Genomic DNA, 17931 nt, shown 5'->3' with positions numbered 1-17931 from the left:
GTGTGGAACGAGAGCGGCCGAAACGCCTCTTGCGCATTCGCGGACCACAGTCGCACCGGCGCGTGGACGGGGCGTACGCGCCGGGGCGTACGTCAGACTACGCACCGGCTTGGTATGAGCTGTGAGGCTTCTCCGCAGATCAGCGCACCCGCCCTCGTCCGGGCGCATCATTCGGAACTGACGGGTACGTGCAAATTATTTGGGATGCCCCGGAATCGGAACACAGCGGCACCCCGGCTCGTTGTCATTACGTGAGCACGACACAGACACCACCTGTACTCGCCGCAGAACTGGCGCAGGCGTGGGCCGACATTCAGCGGTACCACCCCGAGCTGCCGGATCTCGCCGCGCCAGAGTCCCTGATCGGGGAGTCGTCGTCCGCGTGCGGTCACGAGCTCTCCTTCGAGCGACTGCTTCATGAGGCAGTCCATGGCATCGCCGCCGCGCGCGGCGTCCGCGACACCTCCCGGGCCGGCCGCTACCACAACCGCAGATTCCTCGCCGTCGCCGAGGAGCTGGGCCTGGACCACCCCGAGGAGCCGCACCCGAGCAGCGGTTTCTCCCTGGTCACGCTCAACCCCGAGGCCAAGCGCCGCTACCGCCCGACCATCGAACGCCTCCAGCGCGCCCTGAAGGCCCACACGGCGGCCACCTCCGCCGACACGAGCAGGACCTTCCGGGGCCCGGCGGCCCGCCACGGCTCCTCCGGGGGCGGCGTCCGCGTCAAGGCGGTCTGCGACTGCGGCCGTAACGTCCGGGTCGTCCCGTCGGTGCTGGCGCAGGCCCCGATCGTGTGCGGCGGCTGCGGGAAGCCGTTCCGGATTCCCGAGGTGGTCGGAGCGGCGTAGCGACGCCTCGTCGGACACCGGCATCTCGTGGCTGCCGGTTCAGTACGTGGCGTCGACGCCGGGGTGCCGTTGCGCAGTCGTATCGGCCGTATCGACGGCACCCCACCAGCGCCGGGCTGCGCGCCCCACCCGACGGCATCCGTGTCGCCGGGTGCCTCTCAGGCATGTCCGGGCACCCTCCCCACCCCTCGGCTCAAAAGCGCCCCGCAGGGTGTGGCACAATGGCTAGCTGTACTCGACAGCCGCACAGGAACCCTCTCGCCTCCGGCTGACGCGTCCATCGGGCACTCGGGTACCGCAACCCCACGCGGCCATCTCGCCGTGCCCAACCACGTCAAAACCAGGAGAACCCACTCCCGTGGCAGTCAAGATCAAGCTGAAGCGTCTGGGCAAGATCCGTTCGCCTCACTACCGCATCGTCGTCGCCGACTCCCGCACCCGCCGTGACGGCCGTGCGATCGAGGAGATCGGCAAGTACCACCCGACGTACAACCCGTCGGTGATGGAGGTCGACGCCGAGCGCGTGGCGTACTGGCTCGGTGTCGGCGCCCAGCCGACCGAGCCCGTCCTCGCCATTCTGAAGAAGACCGGCGACTGGCAGAAGTACAAGGGCGAGCCCGCCCCGGCTCCGCTGCTCGTCGCCGAGCCGAAGAAGGCGCGCCCGACGTTCGAGGCCCTCAGTGGCGAGGACGAGGGCAAGGGTGAGGCGATCACCCAGAAGAAGAAGGCGGAGAAGAAGGACGAGGCCGGCGCCGAGTCCGCGTCGGCCGAGGCCTGAGCATGCTCGAGGAGGCTCTCGAGCACCTCGTGAAGGGCATCGTCGACAACCCGGACGATGTGCAGGTCGCCTCGCGTGACCTGCGTCGCGGGCGTGTGCTGGAGGTCCGGGTCCACCCCGACGACCTCGGTAAGGTGATCGGCCGCAACGGCCGTACCGCACGCGCTCTGCGCACCGTCGTGGGCGCCATCGGCGGCCGCGGTGTCCGTGTCGACCTCGTCGACGTGGACCACGTCCGCTGACGCCGAACGCAGCACCGGCTCGGGCCGGGGAGGGCCACTGGGCCGTCCCCGGCCCGTAGTCGTACGCCGGTTCATGGCCGTCGTACGGCCAGTCGCATGACAGGAGAGCAAGCACAGTGCAGCTGGTAGTCGCACGGATCGGCCGCGCCCACGGCATCAAGGGCGAGGTCACCGTCGAGGTTCGCACCGACGAGCCGGAGCTGCGGCTCGCCCCCGGCGCCGTCCTGGCCACCGACCCGGCCGCCACCGGGCCGCTCACCATCGAGACCGGCCGCGTCCACAGCGGCCGCCTCCTCCTGCGCTTCGAGGGGGTCAAGGACCGCACCGGCGCCGAGGCGCTGCGCAACACCCTCCTCATCGCGGAGATCGACCCGGACGAGCTGCCCGAGGAAGAGGACGAGTACTACGACCACCAGCTCATGGACCTCGACGTGGTGACCGCGGACGGTGTCGAGGTCGGTCGTATCACCGAGATCTCGCACCTGCCGTCCCAGGACCTCTTCATCGTGGAGCGGCCCGACGGGAGCGAGGTGATGATCCCCTTCGTCGAGGCCATCGTCACCGAGATCGACCTGGAGGAGCAGCGCGCCGTCATCACCCCGCCCCCGGGTCTGATCGACGACAACGCGGAGATCGCCTCCTCTCGCGACGCGGAGGCCGAGGGCTGATGCGGCTCGACGTCGTCACGATCTTTCCCGAGTACCTGGAACCCCTGAACGTCTCCCTCGTCGGCAAGGCACGCGCGCGTGGGCAGCTGAACGTCCAGGTGCACGACCTGCGTACCTGGACGTACGACCGCCACAACACGGTCGACGACACCCCGTACGGCGGCGGCCCCGGCATGGTCATGAAGACCGACCCCTGGGGCAACGCACTCGACTCCGTCCTGGCCGACGGCTACGAGACGGGCTCCCGCGGGCCCTGCCTGATCGTCCCCACCCCCAGCGGCCGCCCCTTCACCCAGGAACTCGCCGTCGAACTCTCCGAGCGGCCCTGGCTGATCTTCACGCCGGCCCGCTACGAGGGCATCGACCGCCGGGTCATCGACGAGTACGCGACCCGTATGCCGGTGCACGAGGTGTCCATCGGCGACTACGTCCTCGCCGGCGGTGAGGCCGCCGTACTGGTCATCACCGAGGCCGTGGCACGCCTGCTGCCCGGCGTCCTGGGCAACGCCGAGTCCCACCGGGACGACTCCTTCGCGCCCGGCGCGATGGCGAGCCTCCTGGAAGGCCCCGTCTACACCAAGCCGCCCGAATGGCGCGGCCGGGACATCCCCGACGTGCTGCTCAGCGGCCACCACGGCAAGATCGCCCGCTGGCGGCGTGACGAGGCCCTCAGGCGTACGACGGCCAACCGGCCTGACCTGATCGAGCGTTGCGACCCCAAGGCCTTCGACAAGAAGGACCGCGAGATGCTCTCCATCCTGGGCTGGATGCCCGACCCGGAGGGGGAGCGGTTCGGCCGATTTTGGCGCAGGACCGAGGGCGTGGAACAATAGGCCGCTGTTGTGCGCCGTCCGGCATGCGCCCCTGCCACAGGGGGACACGACGCTCGCCCCGACGCGAACAGCATCCTCACGAAGAACCTATCTCCCGCCTATGACCTGTGGCATGGGCGAAGAAAGCAGACGAAATGTCTCACCTGCTCGACTCCGTCGACTCCGCGTCGCTGCGCAGTGACGTCCCGGCCTTCCGCCCGGGCGACACCGTCAACGTCCACGTCCGCGTCATCGAGGGCAACCGCTCCCGTGTGCAGCAGTTCAAGGGCGTTGTGATCCGCCGCCAGGGCGCCGGCGTTCGCGAGACCTTCACGGTCCGCAAGGTCTCCTTCTCCGTCGGCGTCGAGCGCACCTTCCCGGTGCACACCCCGATCGTCGAGAAGATCGAGCTCGTCACCCGCGGTGACGTGCGTCGCGCCAAGCTGTACTACCTGCGTGACCTGCGCGGCAAGGCGGCGAAGATCAAGGAGAAGCGCGAGAACTGAGCGCTTCGGGGGCTCGCCCCCGCGGGGGTCCCTGGCGGGGCCGGATAACATCTGGCCCCGATGGACACCGAAGCACAGCCGACGGAGCGCGACCGCTCCTCCCGCCCTTCCGAATCCGAGGCGATCTCGGACACCGAGGGTCAGGAGGGACGGTCGCGCTTCGCGTTGGTGTCGCGGATCACCGAATGGGTCCCGGGCGGACGGATCAGCCTGACCCTGCTGGTCTTCCTGGTCTTTCTGCTGCTGCTCAACACGTTCGTGCTACGGCCGTTCGAGATTCCCAGCGGATCCATGGAGTCCGGATTGAGGATCGGCGACCGCGTTCTCGTAAATAAGTTGGCGTACCGTTTCGGTGCCGAGCCGCGACGCGGCGATGTTGTCGTGTTCGACGGAACTGGGTACTTCGGGGATGCGGACTACGTCAAGCGCGTTGTGGGTGTGGGGAGAGACCACGTGGTCTGCTGTGACAACGAGGGGAGGATCCAGGTGAACGGCCGGTCGGTCGACGAGTCGACGTTCCTGTACCCCGGCGACAGACCGTCCACGGTGCCTTTCGACGTAGTCGTGCCCGACGGCGCCCTGTTTCTCCTCGGCGACCACCGCAGCGAGTCCAGCGACTCCCGCGACCATCTCGGCTCGCCCGGCGGCGGCATGATCCCGCTCGACGACGTCATCGGCCGCGTCGACTGGATCGTATGGCCGACCGCCCACTGGACCCGCCTGGACCGTACGGACGCCTACGCGCGCGTGCCCGCAGCGGAGGGCGCGCATGGGTAACCGTGGCAAACCGCGCGGCGTCCCGAGCAGCCCCGCCGAGAATCTGCTGCCCACCGGTGCCCGGCGCGCCGCCAGCCCCGCCGGCGGTCGTACCCGCGCGGAGCGGCGCAAGCTCCAGCGCAAGGTCAAGCGCCGCCGCAGGCGCTCCGCGATCAAGGAGATACCCCTCCTCGTCGGCGTCGCTGTCCTCATAGCGCTGGTCCTGAAGACGTTCCTCGTGCAGGCCTTCGTGATCCCGTCCGGCTCGATGGAGCAGACGATCCAGATCGGCGACCGTGTCCTGGTCGACAAGCTCACCCCCTGGTTCGGCTCCGAGCCGCAACGCGGGGACGTCGTCGTCTTCAAGGACCCCGGCGGCTGGCTCCAGGACGAGCAGACGACGGTGCAGAAGGAGGACCCCGTCGTCATCAAGCAGGTCAAGGAGGCGCTCACCTTCATCGGCCTGCTGCCGTCCGAGGACGAGAAGGACCTCATCAAGCGCGTGGTCGGCGTCGGCGGCGACCGCGTCAAGTGCTGTGACACGCAAGGGCGAGTCACCGTCAACGGCGTTCCCCTGAACGAGGACTATCTCTATCCCGGCAACGCCCCCTCCGACTCGAAGTTCGACATCACCGTCCCGCAGGGCCGGCTGTGGGTGATGGGCGACCACCGCGCCAACTCCGCGGACTCCCGCGCACACCAGAACCAGGGCTACGGCGGCACGGTCTCCGAGACCGAGGTCGTGGGACGGGCCATGGTCATCGCCTGGCCCTTCGGTCACTGGAACTCACTCGAGGAACCTAAAACTTACGCATCGGTGTCCGACGCGGCGACCGGGTCGACCGCGGCCGCCCAGCAGTCGCATAGGGTTGCTTCCGACGAATCGATCGGAACGATTCAGCTCCCGAGCCCTGCGGAACTCCCGCTCGTTATGGGAGTGGTGGGCCTGCACCGTCTCTCGGGCAGGCAGCGGCACAGAGTGAGGAGTTGGCGTGGGGGATGTGGCGGTTGGCGCACGATCCGGGCACGACGGCGAGGAGCACCGCGGACGCCCCGTGGGCGCAGCCGACCCGGCCGCGGACGGCGCCGTGACCTCCGGGAATGACCCCGGAGCGGCCGGCGACGGCGAAGGGTCCGGCGGGCGGCCGCCGACCGACGGTCAGGGGTCGGGCGGGGCCTCCCCCCAGTCGAAGAAGCAGCGCTCCTTCTGGAAGGAGCTGCCCATCCTGATCGGTATCGCGCTCGTCCTCGCGCTGCTGATCAAGACGTTCCTGGTGCAGGCGTTCTCGATCCCCTCCGACTCGATGCAGAACACCCTCCAGCAGGGTGACCGTGTCCTGGTCGACAAGCTCACCCCCTGGTTCGGCTCCGAGCCCGAGCGCGGCGAGGTCGTCGTGTTCCACGACCCCGACCAGTGGCTGGCCGGTGAGCCCACTCCCGACCCCAACGCCCTGCAGACCTTCCTCAGCTGGATCGGCCTGATGCCGTCCGCGGAGGAGAAGGACCTCATCAAGCGCGTCGTGGGCGTCGGCGGCGACACGATCCAATGCGAGGGCACCGGCCCGCTGATGGTCAACGGCAAGGCGCTGAACGAGCCGTACGTCTACCCGGGCAACACCCCCTGCAGCCAGGACGACCAGGGCGGCCAGTTCAAGGTCAAGGTCCCCGAGGGCAAGATCTGGGTCATGGGCGATCACCGGCAGAACTCCCGGGACTCGCGCTACAACCAGTCCGACAAGAACCACGGCATGGTCCCCGTCAAGGAGGTCGTCGGCCGCGCCATCGTGATCGCCTGGCCGATCAACCGCTGGGACAACCTGCCGGTTCCGGACACCTTCGAACAGAATCTGAGCGCCCGTTCCGCCGCTCTGACGGTCGCCCCGCAGGGCCTTGCGCTCGCAGGTGCCGTGCCGCTGGTGCTGTGGCGCCGGCAGCGGATCAAGGCGGCGCAGACCCGCTGACCGCCTGACGTCCTTCCTGGGGTGGGGCCCTGCTGAGGAGAGCTTGGGAAAGCTTTGCCCAGTCCGTGGGCCCGGGCGCCTCAGGAGGGGCTGCCCGGTGTCGGTACCGCCGGGTAGGGTGCGGACCCATGGGTGGCGAGAGCACGACACGTACGGCGCCGCGTGGCGGTGGCGCGAGCAGTGGCCCGGCGGGCAGCCGGACCGGAGAGCGGTTGTCCGGACTGGCCGTGGCGCTGGGCCTGGTGCTGTTCCTGGGCGGGTTCGCCTGGGGAGCGGTGGTCTACCGGCCGTACACCGTGCCCACCAGTTCGATGGCGCCGACGATCGGCGCGGGCGACCGGGTGCTGGCCCAGCGCGTCGATGGCGGCGAGGTGCGCCGCGGTGACGTCGTCGTCTTCACCGACAAGACCTGGGTGACCAACGCGCCCGTCGTCAAGCGCGTGGTCGCGGTCGGCGGTGACACGGTCGCCTGCTGCACGGACGGCAAGCTGACCGTCAACGGCAAGCAGATCGACGAGCCCTACCTGGCCGAGGACGGCCTGGCCGAGCTCCAGAACTTCCCGACGGTGACGGTGCCGAAGGACAGGCTCTTCCTGCTCGGCGACGAGCGCAGCGGCTCCCTGGACTCCACGGCCCACCTCACGGACGCGGCCAAGGGCACCGTGGCGCGCAGCGCCGTGTCGGCCCGCGTGGACGCCGTCGTCTGGCCCATGGACGGCATGCTGGAGCCCGCCGCGAGCTTCGAGCAGCTCGGCTCACTGTCGTCGCCGGGGCCGCTGCGGGCGATGGTCGCGCTGATCGTCGGCGGAGGCGTGCTCGTCCTGGCCGGCGGTGCCTACGGCCCGATCGCGAAACGACTGGGCAAGCGCTCCGGGACCCGTACGGAGCCCGCGGGTGCCCGCTGAGGTGACGGGCGTGGGGAACGGGCCGTACGGCGGGACGGGACTCGGGAACGGGCCGTACGGCGACTCGTACGAAGGCGGACTGCGCAAGGTCGCCCGAGTCGTCCTCCTCGACCCGCAGGACCGCATTCTGCTGCTGCACGGCCATGAGCCGGAGGATCCGGCCGACGACTGGTGGTTCACCCCGGGCGGCGGCGTCGAGGGCGACGAGAGCCGTGCTCAGGCCGCACTGCGGGAACTCGCCGAGGAGACCGGCATCACGGAGGTCGAGCTCGGCCCCGTGCTGTGGCACCGGATGTGCTCGTTCCCGTTCGCCGGCCGCCGCTGGGACCAGGACGAGTGGTACTACCTGGCGCGTACGACGCAGACGGCGACCCGGGCGCTGGGCCTCACCGAACTGGAGCGGCGCAGCGTCGCCGGAGCGCGCTGGTGGACGTGTCGGGAACTTGCCCAGGCACATGAGACGGTGTATCCGACCAGACTCGCCGAGCTACTGCGCACACTGCTCGACGAAGGTCCCCCCGCTGGGCCCGTGACCCTTGACTCCGAAATTGTCTAGGTGCGGACGGGACTGGCGCACAATGGTGGGATCGCACGGCTGAAGGGGAACATGCCATGAGCGCCGAGGACCTCGAAAAGTACGAGACCGAGATGGAGCTCAAGCTCTATCGGGAGTACCGCGATGTCGTCGGTCTGTTCAAGTACGTGATCGAGACCGAGCGGCGCTTCTACCTGACCAACGACTACGAGATGCAGGTGCACTCGGTCCAGGGTGAGGTGTTCTTCGAGGTGTCCATGGCGGATGCCTGGGTGTGGGACATGTACCGGCCGGCTCGGTTCGTGAAGCAGGTCCGAGTACTCACATTCAAGGACGTGAACATCGAGGAGCTCAACAAGAGCGATCTCGAGCTCCCGAGCGGGTGAGGTTCACCCGCAGGGGTGAGGAAGTTGTCCACAGTCGCGGACTTGTCCACCAAGATCCAATAGCTCGCTGAGCTGCACTCATCGTTGGCGCCGGAGGTGGTGCCGACATGAGCACGAGCAAGGGAAGCGCACGCAGCGCACTGGGCAGGTACGGCGAGACGCTGGCCGCACGACGGCTGGTCGAGGCCGGGATGACGGTTCTGGAGCGCAACTGGCGCTGTGGCAGAACCGGAGAGATCGACATCGTCGCCAGGGACGGCGATGTGCTGGTCGTCTGCGAGGTGAAGACCCGTAGGACGGGTGCCTTCGAGCATCCGATGGCCGCGGTGACCCCGGAGAAGGCGGAACGCCTGCGCGGCCTCGCGGAACACTGGATCCACGCCCATGGCGGGGCTCCACCCGGAGGCGTCCGCATCGACCTCGTCGGCGTGGTCCTGCCCGGCCGCGGCGCGCCCGTGGTCGAGCACGCACGAGGGGTGGCCTGAGATGGGCTTCGCGCGTACGTGCTCGGTCGCTCTGGTGGGCGTCGAGGGTGTTGTGGTGGAGGTCCAGGCGGATCTGGAGCCGGGGGTGGCGGCGTTCACCCTGGTGGGGCTGCCGGACAAGAGCCTGTCGGAGAGCCGGGACCGGGTACGGGCGGCCGTCGTGAACTCGGGCGGGGAGTGGCCGCAGAAGAAGCTCACCGTCGGGCTCAGCCCGGCGTCGGTACCCAAGGCGGGCAGCGGCTTCGACCTGGCCGTCGCCTGTGCCGTCCTCGGCGCCGCCGAGCGGATCGATCCACGGGTCCTCGCCGACATCGTGATGATCGGCGAGCTGGGCCTGGACGGACGGGTGCGTCCCGTGCGGGGCATCCTGCCCGCGGTGCTGGCCGCGGCGGACGCGGGCTACGAGCAGGTCGTCGTCCCCGAATGCGCCGCGGCCGAGGCCTCGCTGGTGCCGGGCGTGTCCGTACTCGGCGTGCGCAGTCTGCGTCAGCTGATCGCCGTCCTCGCGGACGAACCCGTGCCCGACGAGGAACCGGAGGAACCGGGCCGCCCGGACCCACTCCTCGCGGGTCTGCGGGTGCCGGGCACCGGCGCGGCCACGGGCATGCACAGCCTGGGTGCCACCGAGCACGACCACGGGCACGACCTCGCCGATGTGGTGGGGCAGATCTCGGCGCGTACGGCCGTGGAGGTCGCCGCGGCGGGCGGGCATCACCTGTTCCTCGAGGGGCCGCCCGGCGCGGGCAAGACGATGCTCGCGGAGCGGCTGCCGGCCATCCTGCCCCGGCTGCGCAGGGAGGAGTCGCTGGAGGTCACGGCAGTGCACTCGGTGGCGGGGCTGCTGCCTCCGGGCAAGCCTCTGATCGACGTGGCCCCCTACTGCGCTCCGCATCACTCGGCGACCATGCAGGCGCTCGTCGGCGGGGGCGCGGGCATCGCCCGGCCCGGCGCGGTGTCACTCTCCCACCGGGGGGTCCTCTTCCTGGACGAGACGCCGGAGTTCAACAGCCACGCCCTCGACGCCCTGCGGCAGCCGCTGGAAGCCGGGCATGTCGTGATCGCACGCAGCGCCGGCGTGGTGCGCTTCCCGGCGAAATTCCTGATGGTGCTCGCGGCCAACCCCTGCCCCTGCGGCCGTTTCTCCCAGACGGGCGACCTGTGCGAGTGCCCGCCCTCGGCGATCCGCCGCTATCAGGCGCGGCTGTCGGGGCCGCTGCTGGACCGGGTCGACCTCCGGGTCGAGGTGGACCGTGTCACGCGCGCCCAGCTGACCGAGCGCGGGGCCCGGGGCGAGTCCACGGCCACGGTGGCCGACCGGGTCCGCGCGGCCCGCGAGCGGGCCTCGGACCGGCTCGCCGGTACCCCGTGGCGTACCAACAGCGAGATTCCCGGACGGGAGCTGCGCAGCCGTTGGTACGCGGCGGTCGGCGCCATGGACGAGGCGGAACGGAACCTGGAACGCGGCGTACTGACCGCGCGAGGGCTCGACCGCGTACTGCGGGTCGCCTGGACCGTGGCCGACCTGGTGGGCCACGACCGGCCCGGTGCGATGGACGTCGCCCTGGCCCTGCAACTGCGCACCGGTGTGCCGCGCGGCGTGCCCATGGCCATCGGGGCGCTGACGTGAGCGGCACCGAGGATCCGGACGACGAACTGCTCGGCCGGGTCTTCCTCACCCGGGTCGTCGAGCCGGGGGACGAGGTCGCCGGGCGATGGGTGCGGGAGTACGGCGTGCGGGAAGTGGTGCGGCGGTTACGGGAGGAGGCGGAGGCATTGCCGGGGGTGAGTTACAAGCGGTGGGACGGGCTGCGGGCCCGGGGTCTGCGGGCCGAGCCCGACCGGGATCTCGCCGTCGCCCGGGAGGCCGGCGTGCGGTTTCTGTGCCCCGGGGACATCGAGTGGCCTGGGCAGCTCGACGACCTGGGGGACGCCCGGCCCCTCGGGTTGTGGGTGCGCGGGCGGGCCGGTCTGCGGATGTGGGCGCTGCGGTCCGTGGCCGTCGTCGGGGCTCGCGCCTGCACCGAGTACGGCGCACACATGGCGGCCACCCTCGCCGGCGGGCTCGCCGAGCGGGGCTGGGTTGTCGTGTCCGGCGGCGCCTACGGGGTCGACGGTGCCGCACATCGCGGCGCCCTCGGTTCCGGCGGAGCCACCGTCGCCGTGCTCGCCTGCGGCGTCGACCGGCCCTACCCGCGTGGGCACACCCAGCTGATCAACAGGATCGCGGAACAGGGGCTCGTGATCGGGGAGCTGCCGCCGGGGGAGCATCCGACGCCCAGCAGGTTCATCGTGCGGAACCGGGTGATCGCGGCCCTGACGCGGGGCACGGTCGTCGTCGAGGCCGCCCATCGCAGCGGCTCGCTGGTCACCGCGCGGGCCGCCCAGCGGTTGGGCCGCCACACGATGGGGTCCCCGGGCCGGCCACCAGCGGCCTCTCGGCGGGCGTGCACGAACTGCTGCGCGGGGATGCCGTCCTGGTCACCGACGCCGCCGAGGTCGTCGAACTCGTCGGCGACATGGGAGAGCTCGCACCCGAGCGGCGCGGGCCCGTCCTGCCGCGCGACTTGCTGGAGCCCAGGGCGCGCAGAGTCCTGGCGGCGCTGCCCGGGCGGCGCGCGGCGAGAGCGGACGAGGTCGCGCGCGGTGCGCAAACCACCGAGGACGACGCGATCGCCAGACTGTACGAACTCCGCTCACTTGGTTACGTCGAACGACACGGCGACAGCTGGAAGTTGACACGCCAGGCGATGATGTCCGTTCACGCCGGTCGGACTCGATGCTGACCGAGCGTGTTCGGCCGTACGGGGGAACACGGACGCCCTTGAGAATTCCCCCAGTTGGGGTGTTCGTGTGATCACGTAGAGCGACCGTCATGACCCTGTGGGGCGTCCAGCGGAACGTATCTGCGTACGGCGTGCGCTCCGCCCTTCGCGCACCGCGATACTTCAGTCACGCTACGCTCACGAGGATTCCGGCGCAGACCGGCACCTCGACCCCAGAACGGCAGCAGAACGACATCCGACCGGTTCCACCCCCAGGCACCCCCACTTCACGGCAGAACGGCACAAGGCAACGAATGCCCCAGCACACCTCCGGGTCCGACCGGGCGGCGATCCCCCCAGCCGCCCGTGACGGTGGCAGCGTGCGGCCGCCCGCTCCCTCGACACTCGACGAGCTGTGGCGGTCGTACAAGGCGACGGGGGACGAGCGGCTGCGCGAGCAGCTGATCCTGCACTACTCACCGCTCGTCAAGTACGTGGCGGGCCGCGTGAGCGTCGGCCTGCCGCCCAATGTGGAGCAGGCGGACTTCGTGTCGTCGGGGGTGTTCGGACTGATCGACGCGATCGAGAAGTTCGACATCGACCGGGAGATCAAGTTCGAGACGTATGCGATCACGCGGATCCGGGGCGCGATGATCGACGAGCTCCGAGCGCTGGACTGGATTCCGCGGTCGGTGCGGCAGAAGGCACGCAACGTCGAGCGGGCCTACGCGACCCTGGAGGCGCGACTGCGGCGCACCCCCACGGAGGCGGAGGTGGCCGTCGAGATGGGCATCGCCGTGGACGAACTCCACTCGGTCTTCAGCCAGTTGTCGCTGGCCAACGTGGTGGCGCTGGAGGAGTTGCTGCACGTCGGCGGCGAGGGCGGCGATGGGCTCAGCGTCATGGACACGCTGGAGGACACCGCTGCGGACAACCCCGTGGAGGTCGCCGAGGACCGGGAGCTGCGGCGGTTTCTGGCACGCGCGATCAACACGTTGCCCGAGCGGGAGAAGACCGTGGTGACGCTGTACTACTACGAGGGGCTCACGCTGGCGGAGATCGGGAACGTGCTGGGCGTGACCGAGAGCCGGGTGAGTCAGATCCACACCAAGTCGGTGCTGCAGCTGCGGGCGAAACTGGCCGGCTTCGGTCGTTGACCTGGCGGGACGTGTGTCGGGTTGGCCGGAGAGGCTCCCGTCGGCGCGGGTGCGTCCGTAAAGTGGTTGACGTGCCAAGGATTCGAGCGGCCTCCGTGGCCGAGCACCGGTCGATGCAGCGAGCCGCCCTGCTGGACGCGGCTCGATCCCTGTTGTCCGAGGGCGGGACGGAGGCGCTGACGTTCCCTGCCCTTGCCGAGCGGACGGGGCTCGCGCGGTCGTCCGTGTACGAGTACTTCCGGTCGCGGGCCGCCGTGGTCGAGGAGCTGTGCGAGGTCGACTTTCCCGTGTGGGCCGCGGAGGTCTCGGCGGCGATGGAACGGGAGGCCACGGCCGAGGGCAAGGTCGAGGCGTATGTCCGGCGGCAGCTCGCGCTGGTCGGGGACCGGCGGCACCGGGCCGTGGTGGCGATCTCCGCGAGCGAACTGGACGCGGGGGCCCGGGAGAAGATCCGTGCGGCGCACGGCGGGCTGGTCGCGATGATCGTCGAGGCGCTGGGCGAGATGGGGCACGCTGAGCCCCGGTTGGCGGCGATGCTGCTTCAGGGTGTCGTGGATGCGGCTGTACGACGGATCGAGCTGGGGGCGGCGGAGGAGCCTGCGGCGATCACGGAGGCGGCTGTCTCGATGGCGCTGAGGGGTGTTCGCGGCTGAGTCCGGCGGGGGCCGGCTGAGTGCGGCGGGGCGGGTGTGGGTGCGCTGCCCCGGTGCTGGAAGGGCGGCCTGCGTCGGCGCTGAGGCCGGGGTGGGGTGCTGCACGATGCCGGTGGGGTGCCGGCTCTGTGGGTCGGGTTGAGGTCGGGGTGGGGTGCGCTCGATGCTGGTGGGGTGCTACGGCTGCGTGCCGGGTTGAGGTCGGGGTGGGGTGCGGCTCGGCGTCGGCGGGGTGCCGGCTCTGTGGGCTGGAGCGAGGCCGCAGTTGGGCGCGGTCTGACACCGGCGGGGTGACGCGTCAGTGGGCCGGGAGCGGCCTCATCGGCACGAGTGCCCCGACCCCTCCGGGCAGACCCGCGTCGGCCACCGGGCGACCCGCCTCCGCAGTTGTGCGACTGTGCCTGCTGGGCTCGTCGGGCGCCCCCTGGACGGCGCGGGCGTGCGCGGTCGGGCGGTCATGGCGAGGCGCCGCGTCGGCGTGGAGCGTCGGGCGGACCCGGGGCCCGGTCGATGACGACGGCGGGGGCGACGACGACGGCCGGGCTGGCCGATGACGACGGCCCGGTCGATGACGACGGCCGGGACGACTGGTACGGCCCCGGGTCGGCTACGGCGGCAACGGCACCCCCAGAACCGGCAGCAGCCTCGACGGCCCCCTGCGCAGCAGCCCCGGTGGCAGGAGTGACAGCGGGTCCAGGTAGGCGTCGCCTCTGCGTAGACCCCAGTGCACGCAGGTTCCCGTGCAGTGCGAGCCCGTCGCCTCCACCGTCCCCACGACCTCCCCCGCCGCAACCTCGGCGCCCTTCTTCAGCACCGCCCGCACCGGCTCGTACGTCGTCCGCAGCGGCGGATCCCCCGTCCCCGTCAGCTCCACCGACACGACCCCCTTGCCGGCCACCCGGCCCGCGAAGGAGATCCGCCCCGAGGCCACCGCCCGTACCGGTGTCCCGGCCGGGGTACCGAGGTCCACACCCCGGTGGCCGCGCCCGTACCGTGTCGCCGGGGGTTCCCAGGCGCGGAGGATCGGCGGGGGTGACCCCACGGGCCATGCCCGGCCGATCGTCGGCACTGTGGGGTCCGGGGCCGACGCGGCGCCGGCGCTCGTGGCGGTCGGGGTCAGTCGTGGTGCCGGGGACAGCAGGACGGTCGCCGTCAGGAGCAACAGCATCACCAGCCGAACGCATGCCCTGGTCCTCCTCGCCGTCCACGCCGTCATCGGGGCCTTCGTGGCCCTCGCTGCCCTCGCACATCGCTTCGCTCGCATGCGAGAACCGTCGCCCACCCCCGCAGATCACGGCCGGGATCTGTGGATAACTCCCGGGTTGTGGACAGCGGCGTCACCCGGTGCCTCGCGGGTCACGTACACTTCTTCTGGCGACCCGGGTCACCGGGTCGACTTCGCACGCCCCGATACGACAACCGGAGACGGTCCGTATCAGCGCCTCTCGGTCCTTAGTGGCACGGCGCATGTGGGCGTCAGGCGCGGAAGCCGTCCGGCATCCGCGGCACAACCGAGAACATTCAAGGAGAGCGGCCATGGCCGTCGTCACGATGCGGGAGCTGCTTGAGAGCGGCGTCCACTTCGGTCACCAGACCCGTCGTTGGAACCCGAAGATGAAGCGTTTCATCTTCACGGAGCGCAACGGCATCTACATCATCGACCTGCTCCAGTCGCTGTCGTACATCGACCGCGCCTACGAGTTCGTCAAGGAGACCGTCGCCCACGGCGGCACGGTCATGTTCGTCGGCACGAAGAAGCAGGCGCAGGAGGCCATCGCCGAGCAGGCCACCCGCGTCGGCATGCCTTACGTCAACCAGCGCTGGCTGGGCGGCATGCTCACCAACTTCTCGACCGTCTACAAGCGCCTGCAGCGCCTGAAGGAGCTCGAGCAGATCGACTTCGAGGATGTGGCCGCCTCCGGCCTCACCAAGAAGGAGCTGCTGGTCCTCTCCCGTGAGAAGGCCAAGCTGGAGAAGACCCTCGGTGGTATCCGCGAGATGCAGAAGGTGCCCAGCGCCGTCTGGATCGTGGACACCAAGAAGGAGCACATCGCCGTTGGTGAGGCCCGGAAGCTCAACATTCCGGTCGTCGCGATCCTCGACACCAACTGCGACCCCGACGAGGTCGACTACAAGATCCCGGGCAACGACGACGCGATCCGCTCTGTCACCCTGCTCACCCGCGTGATCGCCGACGCCGTCGCCGAGGGCCTCATCGCCCGCTCCGGCGTCGCCACCGGTGGCAAGGGCGAGAAGGCCGCGGGCGAGCCGCTCGCCGAGTGGGAGCGCGACCTGCTCGAGGGCGAGAAGAAGGCCGACGAGGCTCCGGCCGCCGCCGACGCCCCCGCTGCCGAGGCTCCGGCCGCTGAGGCCCCCGCTGCCGAGGCTCCGGCCGCTGAGGCCCCGGCTGCCGACGCCCCGGCCACCGAGGCTCCGGCCACCGAGGCTCCGGCCACCGAGGCTCCGGCCGCCGAGGGCGAGCAGGCCTGACACCGTCAGCGTCAGGGTTGACGGCGGGAGCGGTGACATCAAGTCCGCTCCCGCCGTTCACCCGTAGGTCGACGAAAGGTCAGCGGTCCCCGACTACATGGGGGCCGTAGACCCCGTAGATCTTCGATCTTCCAGACTTCGAGAAAGATTCACAGACTCATGGCGAACTACACCGCCGCTGACGTCAAGAAGCTCCGTGAGCTCACCGGCGCCGGCATGATGGACTGCAAGAAGGCGCTGGACGAGGCCGAGGGCAACGTCGAGAAGGCCGTCGAGGCGCTCCGTATCAAGGGCCAGAAGGGCGTCGCCAAGCGCGAGGGCCGCTCCGCCGAGAACGGCGCCGTGGTCTCGATCATCGCTGACGACAACTCCTCCGGTGTCCTCGTAGAGCTGAAGTGCGAGACGGACTTCGTCGCCAAGGGTGACAAGTTCCAGGCCGTCGCCACCGCGATCGCCGAGCACGTCGCGAAGACCTCCCCGGCCGACATCGAGGCCCTGCTCGCCTCCGAGATCGAGGCCGGCAAGACCGTCCAGGCGTTCGTGGACGAGGCCAACGCCAACCTGGGCGAGAAGATCGTCCTGGACCGCTTCGCGCAGTACGGCGACGGCTTCGTGCTCGCGTACATGCACCGCACGATGCCCGACCTGCCCCCGCAGATCGGTGTCCTCGTCGAGCTGGACAAGCCGAACGCCGAGATCGCCAAGGGCGTCGCCCAGCACATCGCCGCCTTCGCGCCGAAGTACCTCTCCAAGGAGGACGTGCCGGCCGAGGTCGTCGAGTCGGAGCGTCGTGTCGCCGAGGAGACCACCCGCGCCGAGGGCAAGCCCGAGGCCGCCCTGCCGAAGATCGTCGAGGGACGCCTCAACGGCTTCTTCAAGGACGCCACGCTGCTCGGTCAGCCGTACGCGCTCGACAACAAGAAGTCCGTCCAGAAGGTTCTGGACGAGGCCGGTGTCACCCTGACGCGCTTCACGCGCATCAAGGTCGGCATCTGAGTCCGTACCGCGATCGGCGCCCGACCCCGATAGGGTCGAGGGCAGTCGTCCGCGGACGCCGTCACCACGCACGCGCGCGTGACGGACGACAGCAGATCTGACGAGGAGGCCATTGCCGCGCATGGGATGCGAAACACACCCCAACCGGCAATGGCCTTCTTCGTATGTGCACCACGTAACAAAGGCGGGATCTCGATGACCACCAAGGCCCAGAAGAGCGACGACGGCAAAGTACGCGGCCGGTACCTGCTGAAGCTGTCAGGAGAGGCCTTCTCCGGCGGCGGGGGCCTCGGCGTCGACCCGGACGTGGTGCACAAGATCGCCCGCGAGATCGCGGCCGTCGTGCGCGACGGCGCGCAGGTCGCGGTCGTCATCGGCGGCGGCAACTTCTTCCGCGGCGCCGAACTCCAGCAGCGCGGCATGGACCGGGCCCGCTCCGACTACATGGGCATGCTCGGCACCGTGATGAACTGCCTCGCCCTCCAGGACTTCCTGGAGAAGGAGGGCATCGACAGCCGGGTCCAGACCGCCATCACCATGGGCCAGGTCGCCGAGCCGTACATCCCGCTGCGCGCCGTACGGCACCTGGAGAAGGGCCGTGTGGTCATCTTCGGCGCCGGTATGGGCATGCCGTACTTCTCCACCGACACCACCGCCGCCCAGCGCGCCCTGGAGATCGACGCCGAGGCGCTGCTGATGGGCAAGAACGGCGTGGACGGGGTCTACGACTCCGACCCGAAGACCAACCCGGACGCCGTCAAGTTCGACTCCCTCGGCTACGGCGAGGTCATCACCCGCGACCTCAAGGTCGCCGACGCGACCGCCGTCACGCTGTGCCGAGACAACAAGCTTCCGATCCTCGTCTTCGAGCTTCTGGCGGAGGGCAATATCGCGCGCGCCGTCAAGGGTGAGAAGATCGGCACGCTTGTGGGTGAGCAGGGCGGCCGGGGCTGACGCTCCGACAACAAGCCCGTCCGGGGGACGGACGGGA

General features: G+C 70.1%; 20 protein-coding genes and 1 pseudogene. 20 read left to right on the top strand and 1 reads right to left on the bottom strand.

All coding sequences use genetic code 11. From position 1 onward, the window contains the following. The first annotated feature begins 251 nt into the window (after positions 1 to 251). From OHO27_RS11575 to OHO27_RS11495, 17 genes and pseudogenes are all read left to right on the top strand, one after another. Positions 252 to 848, top strand: a complete 597-nt coding sequence (locus OHO27_RS11575; protein ID WP_328422929.1) for a hypothetical protein — start codon at positions 252 to 254, stop codon at positions 846 to 848. A gap of 358 nt (positions 849 to 1206) precedes the next feature. Continuing rightward, positions 1207 to 1626: a 30S ribosomal protein S16 gene (gene rpsP / locus OHO27_RS11570; protein ID WP_328422927.1), complete on the top strand. Its 420-nt coding sequence runs from the start codon at positions 1207 to 1209 to the stop codon at positions 1624 to 1626. A gap of 2 nt (positions 1627 to 1628) precedes the next feature. Beyond that, entirely contained in the window at positions 1629 to 1868 is a 240-nt protein-coding gene (locus OHO27_RS11565; protein ID WP_005479813.1) for an RNA-binding protein, read from the top strand. 116 nt (positions 1869 to 1984) lie between these two features. Then, complete coding sequence (rimM, locus tag OHO27_RS11560; protein WP_328422925.1) at positions 1985 to 2536, top strand: ribosome maturation factor RimM; 552 nt, start codon at positions 1985 to 1987, stop codon at positions 2534 to 2536. Next, on the top strand, positions 2536 to 3369 hold the full coding sequence (gene trmD / locus OHO27_RS11555) for a tRNA (guanosine(37)-N1)-methyltransferase TrmD (protein WP_328422923.1): 834 nt from the start codon (positions 2536 to 2538) through the stop codon (positions 3367 to 3369). The genes rimM and trmD overlap by 1 nt, the downstream gene beginning before the upstream one ends. 134 nt (positions 3370 to 3503) lie before the next feature. After that, entirely contained in the window at positions 3504 to 3854 is a 351-nt protein-coding gene (rplS, locus tag OHO27_RS11550) for a 50S ribosomal protein L19 (RefSeq protein WP_328422921.1), read from the top strand. A gap of 60 nt (positions 3855 to 3914) precedes the next feature. Beyond that, positions 3915 to 4631: a signal peptidase I gene (gene lepB, locus OHO27_RS11545; RefSeq protein ID WP_328422919.1), complete on the top strand. Its 717-nt coding sequence runs from the start codon at positions 3915 to 3917 to the stop codon at positions 4629 to 4631. Beyond that, on the top strand, positions 4624 to 5715 hold the full coding sequence (gene lepB / locus OHO27_RS11540; protein WP_328422917.1) for a signal peptidase I: 1092 nt from the start codon (positions 4624 to 4626) through the stop codon (positions 5713 to 5715). The genes lepB (OHO27_RS11545) and lepB (OHO27_RS11540) overlap by 8 nt, the downstream gene beginning before the upstream one ends. Further along, positions 5603 to 6571: a signal peptidase I gene (gene lepB, locus OHO27_RS11535; RefSeq protein WP_328422915.1), complete on the top strand. Its 969-nt coding sequence runs from the start codon at positions 5603 to 5605 to the stop codon at positions 6569 to 6571. Before lepB (OHO27_RS11540) ends, lepB (OHO27_RS11535) begins: the two co-directional genes overlap by 113 nt. Positions 6572 to 6699: 128 nt before the next feature. After that, entirely contained in the window at positions 6700 to 7476 is a 777-nt protein-coding gene (gene lepB, locus OHO27_RS11530) for a signal peptidase I (RefSeq protein ID WP_328422913.1), read from the top strand. A 10-nt stretch (positions 7477 to 7486) separates the two neighbouring features. After that, positions 7487 to 8032 carry an NUDIX hydrolase gene (locus OHO27_RS11525; RefSeq protein ID WP_328422911.1) on the top strand — a complete coding sequence of 182 codons (546 nt, stop codon included), beginning with the start codon at positions 7487 to 7489 and terminating at the stop codon, positions 8030 to 8032. 56 nt (positions 8033 to 8088) lie between these two features. Further along, positions 8089 to 8397, top strand: a complete 309-nt coding sequence (locus OHO27_RS11520; RefSeq protein ID WP_003993268.1) for a DUF2469 domain-containing protein — start codon at positions 8089 to 8091, stop codon at positions 8395 to 8397. 107 nt (positions 8398 to 8504) lie between these two features. Next, positions 8505 to 8882 carry a YraN family protein gene (locus OHO27_RS11515; protein ID WP_328422909.1) on the top strand — a complete coding sequence of 126 codons (378 nt, stop codon included), beginning with the start codon at positions 8505 to 8507 and terminating at the stop codon, positions 8880 to 8882. 1 nt (position 8883) lies between these two features. After that, positions 8884 to 10509 carry a YifB family Mg chelatase-like AAA ATPase gene (locus tag OHO27_RS11510; RefSeq protein ID WP_328422907.1) on the top strand — a complete coding sequence of 542 codons (1626 nt, stop codon included), beginning with the start codon at positions 8884 to 8886 and terminating at the stop codon, positions 10507 to 10509. Then, a pseudogene (dprA, locus tag OHO27_RS11505) lies at positions 10506 to 11665 on the top strand (DNA-processing protein DprA). Before OHO27_RS11510 ends, dprA begins: the two are co-directional and overlap by 4 nt. A 293-nt stretch (positions 11666 to 11958) precedes the next feature. After that, positions 11959 to 12801 (top strand): RNA polymerase sigma factor WhiG, encoded by an 843-nt coding sequence (gene whiG / locus OHO27_RS11500; protein ID WP_328422905.1) that lies wholly within the window; start codon positions 11959 to 11961, stop codon positions 12799 to 12801. Positions 12802 to 12896: 95 nt separating this feature from the next. Beyond that, complete coding sequence (locus OHO27_RS11495) at positions 12897 to 13454, top strand: TetR/AcrR family transcriptional regulator (RefSeq protein WP_328430405.1); 558 nt, start codon at positions 12897 to 12899, stop codon at positions 13452 to 13454. 607 nt (positions 13455 to 14061) lie between these two features. On the opposite strand, the gene OHO27_RS11490 is transcribed toward OHO27_RS11495, so the two are convergent. Further along, positions 14062 to 14622 (bottom strand): murein hydrolase activator EnvC family protein, encoded by a 561-nt coding sequence (locus OHO27_RS11490; RefSeq protein WP_443059704.1) that lies wholly within the window; start codon positions 14620 to 14622, stop codon positions 14062 to 14064. Between the two features lie 368 nt (positions 14623 to 14990). On the opposite strand from OHO27_RS11490, the gene rpsB reads away from it, so the two are divergent. From rpsB to pyrH, 3 genes are all read left to right on the top strand, one after another. After that, entirely contained in the window at positions 14991 to 15944 is a 954-nt protein-coding gene (rpsB, locus tag OHO27_RS11485) for a 30S ribosomal protein S2 (RefSeq protein ID WP_328422901.1), read from the top strand. A gap of 159 nt (positions 15945 to 16103) precedes the next feature. Further along, complete coding sequence (gene tsf / locus OHO27_RS11480) at positions 16104 to 16940, top strand: translation elongation factor Ts (protein WP_328422899.1); 837 nt, start codon at positions 16104 to 16106, stop codon at positions 16938 to 16940. A 195-nt stretch (positions 16941 to 17135) separates the two neighbouring features. Next, on the top strand, positions 17136 to 17894 hold the full coding sequence (pyrH, locus tag OHO27_RS11475; RefSeq protein ID WP_328422897.1) for a UMP kinase: 759 nt from the start codon (positions 17136 to 17138) through the stop codon (positions 17892 to 17894). Positions 17895 to 17931 lie beyond the last annotated feature (37 nt).

Origin of the sequence: Streptomyces sp. NBC_00443 (assembly GCF_036014175.1) — a bacterium.
Taxonomy (GTDB): Bacteria; Actinomycetota; Actinomycetes; order Streptomycetales; family Streptomycetaceae; genus Streptomyces.
The sequence above is the reverse complement of the archived record's forward strand: the minus strand, read 5'-3'. Positions and strand labels throughout refer to the sequence as shown.

What these genes read in the sequence shown, in the direction of transcription:
- OHO27_RS11490 (WP_443059704.1), bottom strand. Translation starts at nt 14,622, where the DNA reads ATGCTGTTGCTCCTGACGGCGACCGTCCTGCTGTCCCCGGCACCACGA.
- lepB (WP_328422913.1), top strand. Translation starts at nt 6,700, where the DNA reads ATGGGTGGCGAGAGCACGACACGTACGGCGCCGCGTGGCGGTGGCGCG.
- trmD (WP_328422923.1), top strand. Translation starts at nt 2,536, where the DNA reads ATGCGGCTCGACGTCGTCACGATCTTTCCCGAGTACCTGGAACCCCTG.
- OHO27_RS11520 (WP_003993268.1), top strand. Translation starts at nt 8,089, where the DNA reads ATGAGCGCCGAGGACCTCGAAAAGTACGAGACCGAGATGGAGCTCAAG.
- OHO27_RS11515 (WP_328422909.1), top strand. Translation starts at nt 8,505, where the DNA reads ATGAGCACGAGCAAGGGAAGCGCACGCAGCGCACTGGGCAGGTACGGC.
- pyrH (WP_328422897.1), top strand. Translation starts at nt 17,136, where the DNA reads ATGACCACCAAGGCCCAGAAGAGCGACGACGGCAAAGTACGCGGCCGG.
- whiG (WP_328422905.1), top strand. Translation starts at nt 11,959, where the DNA reads ATGCCCCAGCACACCTCCGGGTCCGACCGGGCGGCGATCCCCCCAGCC.
- tsf (WP_328422899.1), top strand. Translation starts at nt 16,104, where the DNA reads ATGGCGAACTACACCGCCGCTGACGTCAAGAAGCTCCGTGAGCTCACC.
- rplS (WP_328422921.1), top strand. Translation starts at nt 3,504, where the DNA reads ATGTCTCACCTGCTCGACTCCGTCGACTCCGCGTCGCTGCGCAGTGAC.
- rpsB (WP_328422901.1), top strand. Translation starts at nt 14,991, where the DNA reads ATGGCCGTCGTCACGATGCGGGAGCTGCTTGAGAGCGGCGTCCACTTC.
- lepB (WP_328422919.1), top strand. Translation starts at nt 3,915, where the DNA reads ATGGACACCGAAGCACAGCCGACGGAGCGCGACCGCTCCTCCCGCCCT.
- lepB (WP_328422917.1), top strand. Translation starts at nt 4,624, where the DNA reads ATGGGTAACCGTGGCAAACCGCGCGGCGTCCCGAGCAGCCCCGCCGAG.
- OHO27_RS11565 (WP_005479813.1), top strand. Translation starts at nt 1,629, where the DNA reads ATGCTCGAGGAGGCTCTCGAGCACCTCGTGAAGGGCATCGTCGACAAC.
- OHO27_RS11510 (WP_328422907.1), top strand. Translation starts at nt 8,884, where the DNA reads ATGGGCTTCGCGCGTACGTGCTCGGTCGCTCTGGTGGGCGTCGAGGGT.